Source organism: Vibrio celticus (assembly GCF_024347335.1).
Taxonomy (GTDB): Bacteria; Pseudomonadota; Gammaproteobacteria; order Enterobacterales; family Vibrionaceae; genus Vibrio; species Vibrio celticus.
The window spans coordinates 2,026,313-2,050,558 of the sequence record NZ_AP025463.1; the positions used below are offsets into that span (position 1 = coordinate 2,026,313).

Below are 24,246 nucleotides of genomic sequence, written 5' to 3' on the forward strand. Positions count from 1 at the left end.
AAAAAATAGGCCAGCATTGCTGGCCTATTTCATTTATTTTAATCCGCTCTGGCTATCGAGCTTATCAGAGCGGAAAACTACCCATGAGTAATAACATTCTGCTGTACGAGTGCGTCCAGAATATCTGAAGGCATGGTGCCGCTTAACGTCAACTGAGGCGCGAGGTCCTCAACCACAATCACTTGCTCTGTTGTACCTAAGCCATCAGGGTTGATGGTTAACTCAACATCATTCCCTTCTAGCTTGGCATCAACATGCTGAAGCAATGTCGCCATATTCACATTCGCGTCTTTCAGTTCAGGTAATACCTCACGTAGGTCAATCTGGTCACCTTCGGCTAAATTGAAGTCAGTAATCGTATCTTCGACACCATCCTCAATGTTCAGCCAAACAAACGAGTCCATACCATCACCACCGGTCAAGATATCCGAACCTCCGCCACCAATGAGCGTATCGTTGCCATCACCGCCGATAAGGGTGTCATCACCTGCTCCGCCTTCAAGTCGGTCATTACCTGAGCCCGCCGTTAGATCTGTTGCATTAGCCCCAGCCAGTAACTGCACATCATCGGTCTCACCAGCCAAATTAATATCTACCGCGTTTGACACAATGTTCACGTTTAGATCGATTGCCGTCGATATGGCTGTATCGTTGTTATCTAGCTCTTCAGAAACCGCCTCAACTTTAAGCGTGTAGCTACCTGGTGTTTGAGAAAGCCCAACCACCTGCAAACTTTCAATTGCATCAGCGGTCGCCATCCATACCCCACCACCAAGATCCGTTACGGAGCCAACGTCACTGGTGATTTGAGCACCCGCAGGCACATCACTGATATGTAGCGTTAGCTCTTCTGTAACGTCTGTTAGAGCTGCGATAATGCCAACCAAAGGAACACCACTATTACTCACCGACTGGCTCGCAGTGATGTTTCTTACGTAGTTAGACGCAGGGTCAATCGATAACGTTGGCGCGTTAGCCACTGGTGTCACCTGTATCGTAAACTCTTCTGGTGGTGTTTCGATAATAATGCCAGATGGATTACCACTATCCTGAGCTACCACTTGTAACTGAATACTGTTCGATGGGATATATTGCGTATTCACAAACACGCCAACAGGGTTGGTTGGTGTATTAATGATTGCATTGATATCCGCCGGTGTACCTTCCAGTATGATTGAGCTTGTGTCCTGCCCGCTAACAGTGACAGTGGTTGTTCCTGGCAGAGTTACCGATAAAGCACCAAAATCGACACTCAAGGTAACCGTCATGAAATCGTCGGCATGAACGCCTACATAGTCAGGGTCTGCTACGGTAATACCACTAATCAATTGCTCGACATCTTCGTCAATGACAGGCGTGACACCGTCACCATTAATAATTGGCGAATCATTAACACCTGTCACAGTTAAGCTCAAATCGCCGGTGTCTGTTAGGAAGTCATCAGCTCCATTGGTTTGCCCATCGTCTTGAACGGTATATGTAAAGCTGATATTTCCACTGGTCGCATCGTATTCATCGTTGGCATCAAAAACCCAATATGGGCCAGTAATCGACGGGTCATCTACACCACCACTGTTTTCAAAGTAGTCCAACTGCCCTTGACCCGAAGTGAGACTGACATCGGTTATTGTCAGGTTATCACCTTCAGGATCGCTTGATGCGGCAATCAAATCTTCAGCTTTAATTACGATTTGATCATCTTCAGCAATCGTGCCCAAGTCGATGTCCGTTGCCACTGGCAGATCATTCACTTCCGTTACCTTAATGGTAAAGGTCGTTTGATTGGTTTGAGCAGTATTCGGATCTCCAGCATCAATCAGACCGTTATTACCACCATCATCAACAGTGGCAGTGACTGTCGCAACACCTCCTTGATTTAGGTAATTCTCATCCGCACCCAATTCGAATCTGACACTACCTGTATCCAGAGCAGTATTTATATTGGCCAAAGTTCCAGAGAGAACAATGGCGCTGCCACTAGTTGGCGTAGAGGTAACACCTGTTGAAGAGGTGTAAGTCAACGTACCTTGATCGACCGATAATGTTAGTGTGTAAATCGAGTTCGGATCATCATAAACGGCGTCTGGGTCCTCGATCTTAAAGCCAGGCATATCACTCAATGCAATAGAGGTGTCTTCCGGCGTCTCTAAGTTTTCAATATTGACAAAGGTTGGTTGGTCATTGATCGGATCAACCACCAAGTCGACACTGAAAATGGTTTCCGCCCCTAAATACTCAGTGTTATCCGCATCTGTATCTACTGAGCGAACAGAAATAGACAACGGTGTATCAATACCAAGCGCATTACCTGTGTCTGAATTGTGCTCACCGGAGTTAAACACGATCTTATCGAGTGCTGTTGCATCTACGTCTAACGTCCATGTATCAGAGTCTGAATCGTAAATACCTAGTGTTGTTCCATCCGGATGCAAAATTGACGCGTCTTGTGGAACATTGCTGACCACAACACGGATGGTTTCTGGCGAGTTTTCAGTATAAGTCCCACTCCCCGATGCTGAAAATGCGTTATCCAGAATAGTCGTGTTGATTTCAATATCAATATTTTCGCCTTCTAAACCGACTACCGAATCAGTCGGATCCGTATCAATATCGTCCCCTACAGGAAGTACATGCACTTGGAAACTTGGCAGAGTGCCTGCGTTAGTTGGTACACCGAGCAAAGATTCTTGCGTAAACACCTCAACACCAAACTCAAAAGTACCGCTGAAATCTTTCGGAGGCAGTACCGATATTTCGCTCAAATCGAATGAATTCGAGACACTTGAAGGTAATTGGACACTCCACACGCCTCCACCATTATTCTTAACCGTGAAGTCTGAGGAGTTATCTACCCTGAATTGGAAGCCATCAGGGACATCAGTAAACTTGATAGAGACAAACTCTTCCGAACCATCTAAATCCGTCAAAGCAATCGACACTGGACTTGAGCCAGCGAGTGAAATCTCTTGGTCTTCACTACCCGTTATTTCAATGACATCTGCGTTCGTTCCAGGACCAGTGATCGCAATATCATCCACCACAGGAACTACGTCAAAGCTAACCGACGTTGAGAAAGATTCGATTATGGCATCCTCAGTTGTGTCAGGAATATCTTGATTGAAGGTCGCCGTATCTAAAATGTTACCTGTCACAGTAACGTTCACAGTACTGACATCAGCACCAGTTACGTCATCATAAGTCGGGAAGTTCTCTTTCGGTTTAAACAACACGCCTGACAAGGCACCATTTTCAATTTCACTTTCGGTGAAAGAGATAGATGTGCCCAATGGCGTTCCAGTATCACTGTAAAATTCACCATTACTTGTGTCAGTTAAGGTTAGAGTAATATCGGTGAAGCGCTCATTACCGCCTTCAACACCATTAACTTGGTCTGCAAGCGAACCCGAGAAATCAAGCACAATATAGGTGTCTTCATACCCCACAGCTTCAGCCCCCGGTTGACCATCGATATCAACGGGATCCAACGAGTCATCTAAAGAACCCGCGATATCTACAGAAATAGTTGGCGCTACGTCAGTTACTGCGGAGACTTTAATAATGGCGCTTGTATCAAGTACATTTTCATCACCAGAGATGAGGTCTTTGGTAATCACCGTAAATGGCAATTCAAAGTCACCAGAGTAGTCAGCGGGTAAGTTCAGCACCAAATCAGAGAAGTCTGGCGTTACACCTTGTACCAAAGTGGACTGATACACATATTCGCCGTTAACGAAGTCAATCTCACCACTACCACCGATGCTGATGTTAAGTGTTTGGGTAAGGTCTGATGGGTCAAGAAACACGGTATCATCAATAACGATGGTAATTTCGTCGTTAAATACATCGCCACCACTGAAAGTAATGATACTTTCAAGCGCGTCACCAAGCATGAGCTGAGTATCTTCAATCGCGTCGATTGTCTGGTTCGGAGTTGCAGCGATATCAGCAGCAATTTCTCCTCCACCAACGATCTCTTCAGGGAAGGTCAAAATAACATTACCCTCTCTTGGAGCAATCGCAGAATTCTGGTCACCCAATTCGTCCCCCAAGTCTTCAACTTGAGTAAACACCGTCATCTTAATGCTGCTAGTGTTAGTCGAGATACCATCATCATATGGCGCTGTTAGATCTAAGCCTTCTGGTGCGCTAATCGTAAATGCATCTTCATCTGTGACTACCCAACGGCCATCCCCCTCATACACTGCACCAGTCACGAGCAGTTGACTCAACACATCTTCTGGTAACGCGCCATCAGACGTCGTAGTCAACTGAACCACGACCTCGTTAACGACTTCGTTGATAGGAAATACAGGAGAGACATCATCTTCTTTGTAACGGATAACGTACTCACCATCCAAGATCTCAATACCACCACCATCTACGGCTTGGTTATCACTATTGGTTGTGAATTTGATTACACCCGCAGCATCAGATGTAATTGATGTTAACTCACCACTACCGTCTTCATTGGAGAAAACGATAAAGTTATCGTCAACTCCATCTCCATCTCCATCTGGATCTGGATCTTTAGGTTCCACAACAGGCACAACTTGTACTGTGATGGTGCCTGTAATTGCTGGATTAGCAACTACTCGGCCGCCCTCACCAACAATCGCATCGTCGGTGTACTCGAAATCTCTCTCCTCCATCTCAACGACGGTTGTCAGCGTAAAGTCGACGCTTGAGTTTTCTGGTGGTGTCATTTGGATAAAGTTGTTCGCCAAAGCAATCTGAGTAAATTGCTCCGGTGTCTGTGAGGTGTCTTTCGGTGTAATGATTAGGGTGCCGGCCGTGCTGGAATCGACCGTAACATCACCATTGACCACCGCGACTACATCCGTTGGAATGCCATTAATGGTAATTGAAGTGAAATGTTCGTCATCATCAATGTAATCATCACCTTGTGGATGCCAATCAATATTAATAGCGGTGTCTTCATCACCGGTTGTGGTGTTGCTATAGGTTGCAGAAGTGTCGATTCTAGGTTCAACCAACACTCGAACTTCTTGATCAAACGTTAAGGTGTGTCCATCGTTCTCGGTAACGACAATCTGCCCCTTGATATGAATATTTTCTGTCGACGAGTCAATCGGACGAATTCGGATACCAGAAGTAATACCTTCCTCTGTGATATTCGCTTCATAGATTGGTTTATCTAAATCAGGGTTTCCGTTAATGTCATCTTCATACCCAACGAAATTTAGGTCAATAACCGTACCATCACCGTCTTCGATTACCACGCCCTCAGGGATACCTGATAGAATAACAGTTATCGATTCGGAACCATCGCCGACAAGAGGATCATCAGCCGGGTCATCTGGTTTTCTCTCACCAGACAACACCGTGAAATCTAGAACAGCGTAGTTATCTCCGCTTTGACTCTCTTGGATTGTGGTTTGTACCCCACTCACACCGCCATCTGTAAACTCTTCCCAATCGGTACCATTAGTGCCACCAAATGGCACATCAGCAACACCAATGACCTCAACGTTGACTGTTTTAGGACCAAATGTGATTTCATCAACTACTTCACCCGTTGAAAGATCTGCCTTGTCTTTGACAACACCTAACACATCAAAACTAAAGTCTTCATTACTGTGCTCTTTGGGTATCACTTCTACGTTGGCAAGTTCAGAGTAAAGAATCTCTTGATAATCGACACCCTCAATTGTCACGGTTGGTACAAGGGTATCGGTCCCAAGTAAATAAAGCCCAGCCCCCTGAGTGATATTATTGATGCGTACGTATAGAGTTTCCGACGTATCCAAATCTTCAGATGGTGTCATCGTAATCACTTCATCAAGAGTGAACGCGACTCTATTGCTAGGATCTCCAACAGTATCTGGATCGAGAATATTATCTTCATTGATGGTTTTGCGATTCACGCTTAAGGTGCCTAAGTCGGCGTCTGGAAGTACATCAATAACTAATATTCGTTCTTCAGAGGTGGCAACCTGTTTACTGTTAGCACCGCTATTATCGCCATCTAGGAATGGATTACGGGTTTCTTCCGTCAAAGCTACTACTTTAAAGCTAATGGTGCCCGAGAAGTTATCAATCGGGTCGACGACTGTGCTATTGATATTTGCCGCATCAATAACATATGGGCCTCCAACAGGCCCTATCGGGTTACCTGAGCTATCCAATAGAGTGAACTTCCCAGCGCCTTCATCAACAGTAAGTTGATATGTGAGTGTTTCAGGGCGAGAAGTATCTTGAGAATCAGCCTCGAGGTTAAGAGTGATGGTATTTCCATCTTCCGTCACCGGAATCTCTGCACCCATGCTGTCTGTATCAGGAAGATAAATATAAGTGCTGTTTGCATCATCCCACTCAGCCTCATCTGCTACGGCTTCAATATCAATTCTAAAGTTGGAGCTTACCGTATGGTCAGGTACCCCGTTGTTGTCGATCTCCAATTCATAATTTATTGTGGCTCCACCATTACCGGTACTAAAGTTTCGGTCTGGTACAAAATAAAGATTATCGATGGTAGCTATGACATCTTTTGGCTCAGTTGAGTCATCGGGATCAGGCATGAAAGTCTGAACGATATTTGCACCATCTAGAACATAGTTTCCATCTACATCTGTCGACAATTTCACATATTCAGCACCATCAAAGTAATAGAATGTACCTCTATGGTTTGTATTATCGAAGATCTTCAGTTGGCCGATCGCCTCTGTGTTATCTTGGTCGTACAAGTTTACTTGCAATGCTACTTGAGCAGGTGCATCAGGTAGACCGTCTTGATTATCAAAGGTGTTTTCTAGGTCTGTTGGTTCACTACCCGCTGCATAATCAATTGATGCATCACGACCAATATCCTCCGTTGTCGTCACTTTCAGCGACACAGCCGTTGAGTCCTGATCAACGATAGTAATATTCAGTGGCGTTTCTGAGGTATCTAAATCCGAATCGGTTGCAATTACGTTGATCGAGAAGTTGATCTCATCGCCGTCATGATCTAGATAACCATTTGCTCTAAATTCGACTTCACCGTTCGAGTTTATACGCAAGCGACCCAACTCTCTCTCTACTGTTCCTCCACTTCCATCATCGGTTTGTTCATAAACACGAACCTGCTGGCGCCCTAAGTTCAGGTCATAACTATCACTAAATGCTCCACTCGTTCCTCTCCTGAAAACGATATCAACACCACTATTTGAAATACCTTCTATTTGGGTGAGCACAGCAGCGTCGGCACCTGGGTCTGTTGCACTCGCAAACATATTAACCAAAGAGTCATTGTAGTTTTGCCCTTCTAGGCGAGAGATAGACTGAGTTGTCACTAGAGGAATGTCATCGGTGACCGTAATATCCAGTGCGATTGCATTAGACTGGTCGCCATCGAAATCTTCGGCTACGACAGAGAAATTCAGCAGTATGCTATTTTCACCGTCAGCTATAGGGTGTGTGAGCGGTTTAAACAGTTCAAACTGATAGCTGTTGTCCGTAGTATCAAACACAACCTCAAACACAGCCTCGTTGCTTGTCTCAGTTTGTGCTGTGTAGGTAAATGTCGTACCACTCTCAACAATCGGAAGCCACTCTAGGGCTTCACCATTAGACGTAAGCCCTGTTAGCACTGCATCAGGGTTAACCAACTCATACAACACAACACCATCCGCACCTTCATCAATGGTAAACAAACCATTAATGACGGTATCTTCAGATTGGTCAGAGCCTATACCCGCTAAGTCATCTTCATCGACAATCACTTCACCCGTCGGCGGCGTCATTTCCGGAATATCATCAATGACTTGAATTGGTAATTGATACTGGTTGGAATCATCTCCATCACTATCAACAGCCACTACATCAAAGGAGATAGGCAGCTTATTTCTCGCCTCTGAGCTAAGCTCATGATCTAGAGGACCAAGCAAGGTAAATGTGTAAGCACCATAATCAGTCAGAACTAATGTGAAAATTGGCGTTCCGCCAGGGTCAGTTGCACCTTGGTAGGTGGTCGTGTTAGCAGCACCTGTGATCTCAGTGATCTTAATACCTTCATTGCCAGACGATAGCGTCGCTTCCAACATTGAGATATTTCTCAATTCGTAAGTTTCAACTTGGTCAGCTCCTTCGGTCGTCACAAAACTTCCCGAGGCTTGCGTTGGTGTTCCAATCTCCTCTTCATCCACAACAAAGGTGCTGCCAACCTCTATCTCAGTAATTTCAGGCACGTCATCGGTAATGGTGACACTGAGTGGTGTCATTGCTGAATCGGTTTCATCGGTGTCTACCGCGTAAACAGGCAAGGTAAATAGTTGATCATTGTTACCTTGAACGTCCGCATGGTCGATCTCTTCGAGGAGCGTAAATGTGTACTCGCCTAGCACTGACGATGAGAAGCTCATTTCAAAGATTTCAACTTCTGGCCCAAGAAGAGGGTCTTCCGTAGTAAATCCTATATAACCACCGGCAACTGAAGGGTCCTCTTTCAATTGAATCGCTAATCCATTAGACGTTAGAGCTCCGCCGACATTAAATTCATTGGTCGCAATACGGAAATAGCTAACGTCGTCACTACCCGCAGTAAAGGTTATCTGCTCTGTTTGGCTCACAGGTAAACTTGGTGAAGAACCATCGGCTAAGTTCACTTCACTCAAGCTCACTGGTGGAATGATATCAATCGTCGGTGGAGCACCATCACTAATTACTAGCCTAACGGTTGCGTCTTCTAGATCGAGATCTTGGTCTTGAGATGCAACAACGATGTTCTTAATGATATCGCCATTTTCATGGTCTAGGTTTCTATTCGGCTCAAAGCGAATATCACCATTGAGTTTAATAAACAGTGTCCCTTCTGGGTAAACAAATACTTGCTCATTAGTATCATTTTGATCGAGAAGAACCTCGGCCCCACCATCATAGGTAAATTTAGTAACTGTTGAACCATCTGCACTTGGACCCGTTATAGTTTCAAACACATTGCTGCTCGCCGTGCCCGAGGTTGGCTCAGTGACTAGTAAGTCTCCAGATTGCATCACTTGAACATCATCCCCAATAACCACTTCAAGTTGCTTAGGAGCGGACACATCACCATCGGTGTCTTCGGCATAAACCGATAAATCGAAAGTAATGTCATTGTTGCCATCGCCAGTTGCATGGTCTAGTCGCTCTAGTAGTGTAAAGGTATAAATGCTTGGATTTGAACTATCAAACGTTAAGGTGAAGATAGGCACCTCTACGCCCGGTGAAACCGTCGTGAATGCTAAGTAGTCACCAGAGTTTGCTGGCTCTTCCCTTAGATCAACCACTAATCCATTCGACTTGATTAATCCGGCAGTGTTAAATAGAGACGTGTCGACAACAATTCTTGCAATGTCGTCACTGCTAGCGATGGATGTGATTGTATTGGTTTCACTAATCAGCACCGAGTCAGGAGAAGATCCGTCTGCTAAGTTACTTTCAGATAAGTTAACGCCGGGGACTACATTCAGCGCGGGCCCTTCACCATCAATGATGGTCAGTCGAACACTCGACATGAAGATATCGTTATCGAAATCCGATGAAGTGAAAACGATATTTTTAACGATATTCCCGGCAGAATGATCAAGGTTTCGATTTGGCTCGAACCTAACATCACCATCTAACGTGACGAACAAAGAGCCTTCAGTAAAGGTAAACTCTTGCTCACCCGTCACGGTCTGATCGAGCGAAATGGCTAATCCACCATCGTAAGTAAACTCGGTGATGGTCGCGCCGTCCGCGCTTGGCAAGGGCATAACATCAACCGTTGCTGTTGTCGGCGTGCCAGAGCTTGGTTCTGTGATCGTAAGAATCCCATCCTGCATTTGCTGAATGTCATCTTCAATGGTCACAACGACATCTCGTCTTGTTGATTCAGAATCATCTGTATCGACAGCATAAACTGGCAAGCGGAAATTCAAATCGTTGTAATTGAGACCATTAAGGTGATCGAGTGCTTCCAGTAAGGTAATGGTAAATTGGCCCTTGTTAACACTATCAAAACTAATCGTAAAGACATCGGTTTCTGCACCGGAACCGTTTGTGGTGAATCCGACGTAGCTGCCCGAATCCGCTGGCTCCTCCTTCAGTTCAACGACTATACCGTTTGATTTCAGTAACCCGCCAAAATTAAATTCATCCGTAGCGATTCGGAAATGACTCAGGTCATCACTCCCTTCTGTGTAAGTGATGGTATGAGTTGAACTAACTGGCCCTGCCGTCGGCATTGAACCATCGGATAAGTTCACTTCAGATAAGTAAACGTCAGGGACAATGTTGATAACAGGATCAACGCCATCCGTGATAGTAAGCGTCACCGTTGCGGTTTCAACATCATTATCGAAATCGCTTGTTGTCACGGTAATGGTTCGAACAATATCGCCATTCGAGTGGTCAAGGTCTCTATCTGGTTCAAAACGGAGCGAGCCATCCAACTTAACGAACAACCGTCCGTCAGCAACTGAGAACTCTTGCTCTGTAAAATCAGTTTGAACAAGCGTAAACGGCCCATCTGCCCCATACATAAACTGGGTAACGGTCGCACCATCTGCACTCTCTGTAGGCATAACATCGACAATACTTGTAGTTGGCGGACCACCTGCTCCTGAAGTCGTCACAGGTTCAACAATACTTAAAGTACGATCTTGCGTTTGCTGTAAGTCGTCGGTAATGGTGACGTTCAAAGAGGACGATGCTGAATCGGTGTTGTCGGCATCAACCGCTATCACAGGGATATCGAAATCTAAGGTATTAGAAAGGTTACCATCAGCGTGATCTAAAGCCTCTAGAAGCGTAAATGTATATTGACCAAGATTGCTGTTCGAAAATTCAAGTGTGAACACGTTCGTTTCAACATTTGAAGCGCCGGAAATAAAGCCAACATAGTTCCCCGAATCAGTAGGTTGCTCTTTAATTTCCACTGTCAGGCCGTTCGACTTCAATGCGCCTGACGAATTGAAGTTCGTGCTATCGACCCTAAAGTGCGTCACATCATCGCTACCATCAGTAAACGTAATGACTTTGGTTTCACTGACAGCTGTCCCTGTAGAGGCAGAACCATCAGCTAAGCTTGCTTCATTCAGAGCAACATAAGGAATAAGATCAATCACTGGTTCATCGCCATCTTCTATCCTCAGCGACACAGAGGTGCTGACAATATCCCCATCTCCATCGACTGAATTAACCGAGATAGTTTTGACGATATCGCCACCAGAATGATCGAGGTCTGACACAGGTTCAAATCGCATGTTTCCGTCTATAGTGACGTATAGCGTACCCTCGTCATAAGTGAACGACTGTTCGCTTGCGATGTTTTGATTAAGAGTTTGTAAAGCCTCCCCATCATAGCTGAAGCTCGTTAATGTCCCTCCGTCCGCACTGCTGTCCGGCATAAGGTCAACAGTATTGGATGTTTCAATACCTGTTGATGGCTCTTTCGCTGTCAATGAGCCAGCGACTAAAGCTTGAATATCATCGGTAATCGTCACCGATAGTGGTGACATTAACGAGTCATCACCGTCGGTATCAACCGCGTAAACTGGCAAGTTAAATGTTAGGTCGTTATTGCCTTGAATTGGTGTGTGGTCAATCGCTTCCAGAAGAGTGAAGGTGTATTCACCCAAAGTGGAGCTGCTGAAATCGAGAGTGAACACCGTAGTTTCGACATTCAAGATACTTGTTGTAAAACCAATATAGCTGCCCGAGCCCGTTGGCTCTTCACGAACTTCAATGATCAAGCCATCTGATTTGAGTGAGTTATCTGTATTAAATTCGGTTGGCTCTATACGGAATTTCTCAACATCATCGCTTTGATTCGTGAATGAGATGGTTTCTGTTTGACTCACTGCCCCAATGATTGGAGAAGAGCCATCTGCATGTCCCGCCTCTGCCAACGTAATACTCGGAACAGATTCTATGGTTGGGATATCACCATCAATAATCGTCAGTGTGACAGTGGCCGTTTCAACATCCACATCGCCATCGCTTGACGTGAAGACGAGAGATTTAACGATATCGCCACTCTCGTGGTCTAAATCACGGTTCGGCTCAAAACGCACGTTACCTTCAATGGTGACGAACACATCACCCTCAGTGAACGTAAATTTCTGCTCACCTGTGATTGTTGGATCTAGAGTTTGAGCCGTGCCACCGTCATAGGTGAACTGGGTAATCACTGCGCCATCGGCACTTTGCGCCGTCATTACATCAATGGTGTTGGTGGTCACCGTCCCGTCAGCTAAATTCGGCTCAGTGATATCTAACGTACCGTTCGCCATGATTTGGACGTCATCACCAATGGTCACCGACAGCGGAGACATCAATGAATCATCACCATCTGAATCCACTGCATAAACTGGCAAATCGAAGGTCAGTTCGTTGTTATCTAAGCCATCGGCATGGTCTAGCGCTTCAAGTAGTGTGAAGGTGTATTCGCCTAACGTAGTACCGGAGAAGCTCAAGGTAAAGACTGGTACTTCCGTACCAGCGTCATCAATGAAGCCGACATAGATGCCTGAGTCTGCTGGGTCTTCTTTAAGCTCAACCGCAATGTTACTCGACGTTAACGCTCCGCCGACATTGAACTCCGTCGGTTCGATTCGGAACTTCTCAACATCGTCACTTTGGTGAGTAAACGAGATAGTCTCGGTTTGGCTCACCGCACTGCCGCTTGGTGTCGAGCCATCAGAAAGTTGTGTTTCAGACAGAATCACACTTGGTACGGATTCGATGGTTGGAATATCGCCATCAGTAATGGTCAGTACAACCGTAGCCGTTTCAACATCTACATCGCCATCGCTAGATGTCACCACTATCGATTTGACGATGTCTTCGCTAACCGTGTGGTCTAGGTTGCGGTTTGGTTCGAAGCGTACGTCACCTTCAAGAGTGATAAACAACGAGCCTTCCGTGAAGATAAACTCTTGCTCGCCAGTATCGTTTTGGTCAAGCGTCAGTGGAGTCCCACCATCATAAGTGAACTCAGTAATGGTCGCGCCATCAGCACTCTGCTCTGGCATCACATCAATGGTAGTTGTGGTCACCAACCCTGCGGCCAGATCGGCGACAGTCGGCTCTTCGATATTCAGGATGCCATTGCTCATGCTTGAACATCATCTTCGATGGTCACCGTCAGTGGCGACATCACTGAGTCATCACCGTCGCTGTCTACCGCGTACACCGGAAGATCAAAGCTCAAGGTGTTATTGTCGAGTCCATCTTCGTGGTCAAGCGCTTCAAGTAGCGTAAAGGTGTAACGCCCCAACACAACGTCATCAAAGTTGATGGTGAAAATTTCAACTTCTTGATTTAGTGCGTTAGTCGTAAAGCCCGTGTATTCCCCTGAGTCAGCCGGGAACTCGCGAAGTTCGACTTCCAAACCATTCGAAGTGAGAGTACCTAACGGATTAAATTCATCAGTCGCAATTCTGAAGTGGTCAACATCATCACTTTGTTCCGTGAATTGAATATCTTTCGTTTCACTGACTGGAGAGTTGCTTGTCGCAGAGCCATCACCAAGACTGGATTCCGACAGTGATACAGGCGGAATCACGTCAATGGTCGGAACATCACCATCGGTAATAGTCAGCGTCACTGTTGAGGTAAGAACGTCGTCATCACCATCACTCGATGTCACCACTATGCTCTTAACGATATCGCCAGCCGAGTGGTCTAAATCTCGGTTCGGCTCAAAGCGCACTTCCTTGAGTAGTGATAAACAGTGAGCCTTCGGTGAAGGTAAACTCTTGCTCGGTCGCATCATTCGGGTCTAGAGAGTAAGCGGTGCCGTCATAGGTAAATTGAGTCACACTCGCGCCATCGGCACTCGCGGATGTTAATACATCGAAAACGGATGTCGTTAGCGTACCTGCAGCCAAATCCGCCACCGTAGGCTCTTCAATCGTCAGGTCGCCACTTGCCATCACTTGAACATCATCAGTAATCGTCACCGATAGCGGTGACATTAACGAGTCATCACCGTCGGTATCAACCGCGTAAACTGGTAGTTCAAACGTGAAGTCGTTATTGCCACGACCATCCTCGTGGTCGATATTCTCCAACAGCGTAAAGGTATATTGCCCCAGAGTCGCAGCGCTAAAGCTTAATGTGAAAATCTGTGTTTCTACATTAGAGGCACTAGTTGTAAAACCAACATAGTTACCTGAGCCTGCAGGATCTTCTTTCAGATCAATTGGCAGACCATCGGATTTCAATGAGTCATCACTATTAAACTCACTAGGCTCTAGGCGGAACTTCTCTACATCGTCGCTTTGATGAGTGAAAGTGATGGTTTCTGTTTGACTCACGGCCCCCATGATTGGTGACGAGCCATCCGCTAAATCTGCTTCAGAAAGCGCGATGCTTGGCACCGATTCAATGGTTGGGATATCACCATCAATAATCGTCAGTGTGACAGTGGCCGTTTCAACATCCACATCGCCATCGCTTGACGTGAAGACGAGAGATTTAACGATATCGCCACTCTCGTGGTCTAAATCACGGTTCGGTTCAAAGCGCACATTGCCTTCGATGGTGACGAACACATCACCCTCAGTGAACGTAAATTTCTGCTCACCTGTGATTGTTGGGTCTAAGGTTTGAGGCGTGCCACCGTCATAAATGAACTGGGTAATCACTGCGCCATCGGCACTTTGCGCCGTCATTACATCAATCGTATTGGTCGTCACCGTACCGTCAGCTAAATTCGGCTCGGTGATATCCAGCGTGCCGTTCGCCATGATTTGGACGTCATCACCAATGGTCACAGACAACGGAGACATCAAGGAATCATCACCATCAGAATCGACGGCATAGACTGGTAATTCAAACGTCAGATCATTATTGTCGAGACCATCTGCATGGTCTAATGCTTCAAGCAGTGTGAAGGTGTATTCACCTAACGTAGTACCGGAGAAGTTTAAGCTGAAGACAGGAACGTCCGTTCCACCGTCATCAATAAAGCCGGTATAGATGCCTGAGTCTGCTGGGTCTTCTTTAAGCTCAACCGCAATGTTGTTCGACGTTAACGCACCACCCACATTGAACTCAGTTGGTTCGATTCGGAACTTCTCAACATCATCACTTTGGTTGGTAAACGAGATAGTCTCGGTTTGGCTCACCGCACTGCCGCTTGGTGTCGAGCCATCGACAAGCTGTGTTTCTGATAGCGTCACGCTTGGTACGGATTCGATGGTTGGGATATCGCCGTCGGTAATGGTCAGAACAACCGTCGCGGTTTCAACGTCCACATCGCCATCACTGGATGTCACCACAATCGACTTCACAATATCTTCGCTAACCGTGTGGTCTAGATTGCGGTTTGGTTCGAAGCGTACTTCACCTTCAAGAGTGATAAACAACTCACCTTCTGTGAAGCTAAATTGCTGCTCACCATTGTCAGTTTGATCCAATGTTCGAGTTTGACCATCATACGTAAATTGAGTGATCGTCGCGCCATCGGCACTTTGTTCTGGCATCACATCGATGGTACTGGTTGTGATTGTGCCGTCTGCAAGATTTGGCTCAGTGATATCTAACGTACTATCCTGCATGATTTGAACATCATCACCGATGGTTACATTTAACTGAGAAACCAAAGAATCATCGCCATCGCTGTCTACTGCATAAACAGGCAGGTCAAAGCTCAAACTGTTATTCACCAGACCATCTTCGTGGTCAAGCGCTTCAAGTAGCGTGAAGGTGTATTGCCCTAGATTTGTATCCGAGAAGCTAATGGTAAAGACGTTGGTTTCAACATCCGACGCATCTTTCACAAAACCGATGTAATCGCCAGCACTGTTAGGCTCTTCTTTAGCTCAACCGCCAAGTTGTTTGATGTTAACGTACCTAGAGTATTGAACTCTGTTGGCTCGATACGGAAAGACTCAATATCGTCACTTTCATGAGTAAACTGAATCACTTTGGTGTCGCTGACCACAGAGTTAGATGGATCAGAGCCATCGGCTAGATTCGTTTCAGATAGTGAGATTGGAGGAATGACGTCAATGGTTGGCACATCGCCGTCCGTAATCGTAAGCGCCACTGTCGAGGTAAGAACGTCATTATCGCCATCATTGGACGTCACCACGATGCTCTTAACGATATCGCCACCCGAGTGGTCTAAATCGCGGTTCGGCTCAAAGCGGACTTCCCTTGAGTCGTGATAAACAGTGAGCCTTCGGTGAAAGTAAACTCTTGCTCGATCGCATCATTCGGGTCTAGAGAATAAGCGGTGCCGTCATAGGTAATTGAGTCACGCTCGCACCATCGGCACTCGCGGATGGTAATACATCAAATACTGATGTCGTTGGCGTACCTGCAGCCAAATCGGCGACAGTAGGCTCTTCGATACTAAGCGAACCACTCACCATCACTTGAACATCATCAGTAATCGTCACCGATAGCGGTGACATTAACGAATCGTCACCGTCGGTATCCACCGCGTAAACTGGTAGTTCAAACGTGAAGTCGTTATTGCCACGACCATCCTCGTGGTCGATATTCTCCAACAGCGTAAAGGTATATTGCCCCAGAGTCGCAGCGCTAAAGCTTAATGTGAAAATCTGTGTTTCTACATTAGAGGCACTAGTTGTAAAACCAACATAGTTACCTGAGCCTGCAGGGTCCTCTTTCAACTCAATTGGCAGGCCATCGGATTTCAATGAGTCATCACTGTTGAACTCACTTAGCTCTAAACGGAATTTCTCAACATCATCGCTTTGATTCGTGAACGAGATGGTTTCTGTTTGACTCACTGCCCCAATGATTGGAGAAGAGCCATCTGCATGTCCCGCCTCTGCCAACGTAATACTCGGAACAGATTCTATGGTTGGGATATCACCATCAATAATCGTCAGTGTGACAGTGGCCGTTTCAACATCCACATCGCCATCGCTTGACGTGAAGACGAGAGATTTAACGATATCGCCACTCTCGTGGTCTAAATCACGGTTCGGCTCAAAACGCACGTTACCTTCAATGGTGACGAACACATCACCCTCAGTGAACGTAAATTTCTGCTCACCTGTGATTGTTGGATCTAGAGTTTGAGCCGTGCCACCGTCATAGGTGAACTGGGTAATCACTGCGCCATCGGCACTTTGCGCCGTCATTACATCAATGGTGTTGGTGGTCACCGTCCCGTCAGCTAAATTCGGCTCAGTGATATCTAACGTACCGTTCGCCATGATTTGGACGTCATCACCAATGGTCACCGACAGCGGAGACATCAATGAATCATCACCATCTGAATCCACTGCATAAACTGGCAAATCGAAGGTCAGTTCGTTGTTATCTAAGCCATCGGCATGGTCTAGCGCTTCAAGTAGTGTGAAGGTGTATTCGCCTAACGTAGTACCGGAGAAGCTCAAGGTAAAGACTGGTACTTCCGTACCAGCGTCATCAATGAAGCCGACATAGATGCCTGAGTCTGCTGGGTCTTCTTTAAGCTCAACCGCAATGTTACTCGACGTTAACGCTCCGCCGACATTGAACTCCGTCGGTTCGATTCGGAACTTCTCAACATCGTCACTTTGGTGAGTAAACGAGATAGTCTCGGTTTGGCTCACCGCACTGCCGCTTGGTGTCGAGCCATCAGAAAGTTGTGTTTCAGACAGAATCACACTTGGTACGGATTCGATGGTTGGAATATCGCCATCAGTAATGGTCAGTACAACCGTAGCCGTTTCAACATCTACATCGCCATCGCTAGATGTCACCACTATCGATTTGACGATGTCTTCGCTAACCGTGTGGTCTAGGTTGCGGTTTGGTTCGAAGCGTACGTCACCTTCAAGAGTGATAAACAACGAGCCTTCCGTGAAGATAAACTCTTGCTCGCCAGTATCGTTTTGGTCAAGCGTCAGTGGAGTCCCACCATCATAAGTGAACTCAGTAATGGTCGCGCCATCAGCACTCTGCTCTGGCATCACATCAATGGTAGTTGTGGTCACCAACCCTGCGGCCAGATCGGCGACAGTCGGCTCTTCGATATTCAGGATGCCATTGCTCATGCGCTTGAACATCATCTTCGATGGTCACCGTCAGTGGCGACATCACTGAGTCATCACCGTCGCTGTCTACCGCGTACACCGGAAGATCAAAGCTCAAGGTGTTATTGTCGAGTCCATCTTCGTGGTCAAGCGCTTCAAGTAGCGTAAAGGTGTAACGCCCCAACACAACGTCATCAAAGTTGATGGTGAAAATTTCAACTTCTTGATTTAGTGCGTTAGTCGTAAAGCCCGTGTATTCCCCTGAGTCAGCCGGGAACTCGCGAAGTTCGACTTCCAAACCATTCGAAGTGAGAGTACCTAACGGATTAAATTCATCAGTCGCAATTCTGAAGTGGTCAACATCATCACTTTGTTCCGTGAATTGAATATCTTTCGTTTCACTGACTGGAGAGTTGCTTGTCGCAGAGCCATCACCAAGACTGGATTCCGACAGTGATACAGGCGGAATCACGTCAATGGTCGGAACATCACCATCGGTAATAGTCAGCGTCACTGTTGAGGTAAGAACGTCGTCATCACCATCACTCGATGTCACCACTATGCTCTTAACGATATCGCCAGCCGAGTGGTCTAAATCTCGGTTCGGCTCAAAGCGCACTTCCCCTTGAGTAGTGATAAACAGTGAGCCTTCGGTGAAGGTAAACTCTTGCTCGGTCGCATCATTCGGGTCTAGAGAGTAAGCGGTGCCGTCATAGGTAAATTGAGTCACACTCGCGCCATCGGCACTCGCGGATGTTAATACATCGAAAACGGATGTCGTTAGCGTACCTGCAGCCAAATCCGCCACCGTAGGCTCTTCAATCGTCAGGTCGCCACTTGCCATCACTTGAACATCATCAGTAATCGTCACCGATAGCGGTGACATTAACGAGTCATCACCGTCGGTATCAACCGCGTAAACTGGTAGTTCAAACGTGAAGTCGTTATTGCCACGACCATCCTCGTGGTCGATATTCTCCAACAGCGTAAAGGTATATTGCCCCAGAGTCGCAGCGCTAAAGCTTAATGTGAAAATCTGTGTTTCTACATTAGAGGCACTAGTTGTAAAACCAACATAGTTACCTGAGCCTGCAGGATCTTCTTTCAGATCAATTGGCAGACCATCGGATTTCAATGAGTCATCACTATTAAACTCACTAGGCTCTAGGCGGAACTTCTCTACATCGTCGCTTTGATGAGTGAAAGTGATGGTTTCTGTTTGACTCACGGCCCCCATGATTGGTGACGAGCCATCCGCTAAATCTGCTTCAGAAAGCGCGATGCTTGGCACCGATTCAATGGTTGGGATATCACCATCAATAATCGTCAGTGTGACAGTGGCCGTTTCAACATCCACATCGCCATCGCTTGACGTGAAGACGAGAGATTTAACGATATCGCCACTCTCGTGGTCTAAATCACGGTTCGGTTCAAAGCGCACATTGCCTTCGATGGTGACGAACACATCACCCTCAGTGAACGTAAATTTCTGCTCACCTGTGATTGTTGGGTCTAAGGTTTGAGGCGTGCCACCGTCATAAATGAACTGGGTAATCACTGCGCCATCGGCACTTTGCGCCGTCATTACATCAATCGTATTGGTCGTCACCGTACCGTCAGCTAAATTCGGCTCGGTGATATCCAGCGTGCCGTTCGCCATGATTTGGACGTCATCACCAATGGTCACAGACAACGGAGACATCAAGGAATCATCACCATCAGAATCGACGGCATAGACTGGTAATTCAAACGTCAGATCATTATTGTCGAGACCATCTGCATGGTCTAATGCTTCAAGCAGTGTGAAGGTGTATTCACCTAACGTAGTACCGGAGAAGTTTAAGCTGAAGACAGGAACGTCCGTTCCACCGTCATCAATAAAGCCGGTATAGATGCCTGAGTCTGCTGGGTCTTCTTTAAGCTCAACCGCAATGTTGTTCGACGTTAACGCACCACCCACATTGAACTCAGTTGGTTCGATTCGGAACTTCTCAACATCATCACTTTGGTTGGTAAACGAGATAGTCTCGGTTTGGCTCACCGCACTGCCGCTTGGTGTCGAGCCATCGACAAGCTGTGTTTCTGATAGCGTCACGCTTGGTACGGATTCGATGGTTGGGATATCGCCGTCGGTAATGGTCAGAACAACCGTCGCGGTTTCAACGTCCACATCGCCATCACTGGATGTCACCACAATCGACTTCACAATATCTTCGCTAACCGTGTGGTCTAGATTGCGGTTTGGTTCGAAGCGTACTTCACCTTCAAGAGTGATAAACAACTCACCTTCTGTGAAGCTAAATTGCTGCTCACCATTGTCAGTTTGATCCAATGTTCGAGTTTGACCATCATACGTAAATTGAGTGATCGTCGCGCCATCGGCACTTTGTTCTGGCATCACATCGATGGTACTGGTTGTGATTGTGCCGTCTGCAAGATTTGGCTCAGTGATATCTAACGTACTATCCTGCATGATTTGAACATCATCACCGATGGTTACATTTAACTGAGAAACCAAAGAATCATCGCCATCGCTGTCTACTGCATAAACAGGCAGGTCAAAGCTCAAACTGTTATTCACCAGACCATCTTCGTGGTCAAGCGCTTCAAGTAGCGTGAAGGTGTATTGCCCTAGATTTGTATCCGAGAAGCTAATGGTAAAGACGTTGGTTTCAACATCCGACGCATCTTTCACAAAACCGATGTAATCGCCAGCACTGTTAGGCTCTTCTTTTAGCTCAACCGCCAAGTTGTTTGATGTTAACGTACCTAGAGTATTGAACTCTGTTGGCTCGATACGGAAAGACTCAATATCGTCACTTTCATGAGTAAACTGAATCACTTTGGTGTCGCTGACCACAGAGTTAGATGGATCAGAGCCATCGGCTAGATTCGTTTCAGATAGTGAGATTGGAGGAATGACGTCAATGGTTGGCACATCGCCGTCCGTAATCGTAAGCGCCACTGTCGAGGTAAGAACGTCATTATCGCCATCATTGGACGTCACCACGATGCTCTTAACGATATCGCCACCCGAGTGGTCTAAATCGCGGTTCGGCTCAAAGCGGACTTCCCTTGAGTCGTGATAAACAGTGAGCCTTCGGTGAAAGTAAACTCTTGCTCGATCGCATCATTCGGGTCTAGAGAATAAGCGGTGCCGTCATAGGTAAATTGAGTCACGCTCGCACCATCGGCACTCGCGGATGGTAATACATCAAATACTGATGTCGTTGGCGTACCTGCAGCCAAATCGGCGACAGTAGGCTCTTCGATACTAAGCGAACCACTCACCATCACTTGAACATCATCAGTAATCGTCACCGATAGCGGTGACATTAACGAATCGTCACCGTCGGTATCCACCGCGTAAACTGGTAGTTCAAACGTGAAGTCGTTATTGCACGACCATCCTCGTGGTCGATATTCTCCAACAGCGTAAAGGTATATTGCCCCAGAGTCGCAGCGCTAAAGCTTAATGTGAAAATCTGTGTTTCTACATTAGAGGCACTAGTTGTAAAACCAACATAGTTACCTGAGCCTGCAGGGTCCTCTTTCAACTCAATTGGCAGGCCATCGGATTTCAATGAGTCATCACTGTTGAACTCACTTAGCTCTAAACGGAATTTCTCAACATCATCGCTTTGATTCGTGAACGAGATGGTTTCTGTTTGACTCACTGCCCCAATGATTGGAGAAGAGCCATCTGCATGTCCCGCCTCTGCCAACGTAATACTCGGAACAGATTCTATGGTTGGGATATCACCATCAATAATCGTCAGTGTGACAGTGGCCGTTTCAACATCCACATCGCCATCGCTTGACGTGAAGACGAGAGATTTAACGATATCGCCACTCTCGTGGTCTAAATCACGGTTCGGCTCAAAACGCACGTTACCTTCAATGGTGACGAACACATCACCCTCAGTGAACGTAAATTTCTGCTCACCTGTGATTGTTGGATCTAGAGTTTGAGCCGTGCCACCGTCATAGGTGAACTGGGTAATCACTGCGCCATCGGCACTTTGCGCCGTCATTACATCAATGGTGTTGGTGGTCACCGTCCCGTCAGCTAAATTCGGCTCAGTGATATCTAACGTACCGTTCGCCATGATTTGGACGTCATCACCAATGGTCACCGACAGCGGAGACATCAATGAATCATCACCATCTGAGTCCACCGCATAAACTGGTAAGTCGAAGGTCAATTCGTTGTTATCTAAGCCATCGGCATGGTCTAACGCCTCAAGCAACGTGAAGGTGTATTCACCCAACGTGGTACCGGAGAAGCTTAAGCTGAAGACAGGAACGTCCGTTCCAGCCTCATCAATGAAGCCGACATAGATGCCTGAGTCTGCTGGGTCTTCTTTAAGCTCAACCGCAATGTTACTCGACGTTAACGCTCCGCCGACATTGAACTCCGTCGGTTCGATTCGGAACTTCTCAACATCGTCACTTTGGTGAGTAAACGAGATAGTCTCGGTTTGGCTCACCGCACTGCCGCTTGGTGTCGAGCCATCAGAAAGTTGTGTTTCAGACAGAATCACACTTGGTACGGATTCGATGGTTGGAATATCGCCATCAGTAATGGTCAGTACAACCGTAGCCGTTTCAACATCTACATCGCCATCGCTAGATGTCACCACTATCGATTTGACGATGTCTTCGCTAACCGTGTGGTCTAGGTTGCGGTTTGGTTCGAAGCGTACGTCACCTTCAAGAGTGATAAACAACGAGCCTTCCGTGAAGATAAACTCTTGCTCGCCAGTATCGTTTTGGTCAAGCGTCAGTGGAGTCCCACCATCATAAGTGAACTCAGTAATGGTCGCGCCATCAGCACTCTGCTCTGGCATCACATCAATGGTAGTTGTGGTCACCAACCCTGCGGCCAGATCGGCGACAGTCGGCTCTTCGATATTCAGGATGCCATTGCTCATGCCTTGAACATCATCTTCGATGGTCACCGTCAGTGGCGACATCACTGAGTCATCACCGTCGCTGTCTACCGCGTACACCGGAAGATCAAAGCTCAAGGTGTTATTGTCGAGTCCATCTTCGTGGTCAAGCGCTTCAAGTAGCGTAAAGGTGTAACGCCCCAACACAACGTCATCAAAGTTGATGGTGAAAATTTCAACTTCTTGATTTAGTGCGTTAGTCGTAAAGCCCGTGTATTCCCCTGAGTCAGCCGGGAACTCGCGAAGTTCGACTTCCAAACCATTCGAAGTGAGAGTACCTAACGGATTAAATTCATCAGTCGCAATTCTGAAGTGGTCAACATCATCACTTTGTTCCGTGAATTGAATATCTTTCGTTTCACTGACTGGAGAGTTGCTTGTCGCAGAGCCATCACCAAGACTGGATTCCGACAGTGATACAGGCGGAATCACGTCAATGGTCGGAACATCACCATCGGTAATAGTCAGCGTCACTGTTGAGGTAAGAACGTCGTCATCACCATCACTCGATGTCACCACTATGCTCTTAACGATATCGCCAGCCGAGTGGTCTAAATCTCGGTTCGGCTCAAAGCGCACTTCCCCCTTGAGTAGTGATAAACAGTGAGCCTTCGGTGAAGGTAAACTCTTGCTCGGTCGCATCATTCGGGTCTAGAGAGTAAGCGGTGCCGTCATAGGTAAAATTGAGTCACACTCGCGCCATCGGCACTCGCGGATGTTAATACATCGAAAACGGATGTCGTTAGCGTACCTGCAGCCAAATCCGCCACCGTAGGCTCTTCAATCGTCAGGTCGCCACTTGCCATCACTTGAACATCATCAGTAATCGTCACCGATAGCGGTGACATTAACGAGTCATCACCGTCGGTATCAACCGCGTAAACTGGTAGTTCAAACGTGAAGTCGTTATTGCCACGACCATCCTCGTGGTCGATATTCTCCAACAGCGTAAAGGTATATTGCCCCAGAGTCGCAGCGCTAAAGCTTAATGTGAAAATCTGTGTTTCTACATTAGAGGCACTAGTTGTAAAACCAACATAGTTACCTGAGCCTGCAGGATCTTCTTTCAGATCAATTGGCAGACCATCGGATTTCAATGAGTCATCACTATTAAACTCACTAGGCTCTAGGCGGAACTTCTCTACATCGTCGCTTTGATGAGTGAAAGTGATGGTTTCTGTTTGACTCACGGCCCCCATGATTGGTGACGAGCCATCCGCTAAATCTGCTTCAGAAAGCGCGATGCTTGGCACCGATTCAATGGTTGGGATATCACCATCAATAATCGTCAGTGTGACAGTGGCCGTTTCAACATCCACATCGCCATCGCT

Annotated in this window: 1 protein-coding gene and 1 pseudogene; both read right to left on the reverse strand. The window is 46.7% G+C overall.

Annotation, left to right across the window (positions count from 1 at the left end):
* Positions 1–77: 77 nt before the first annotated feature.
* A pseudogene (locus OCV19_RS24900) lies at positions 78–23,431 on the reverse strand (T1SS-143 repeat domain-containing protein); the annotation flags it as partial.
* 155 nt (positions 23,432–23,586) lie between these two features.
* Entirely contained in the window at positions 23,587–24,234 is a 648-nt protein-coding gene (locus tag OCV19_RS25085) for a T1SS-143 repeat domain-containing protein (protein ID WP_455432132.1), read from the reverse strand.
* Positions 24,235–24,246 lie beyond the last annotated feature (12 nt).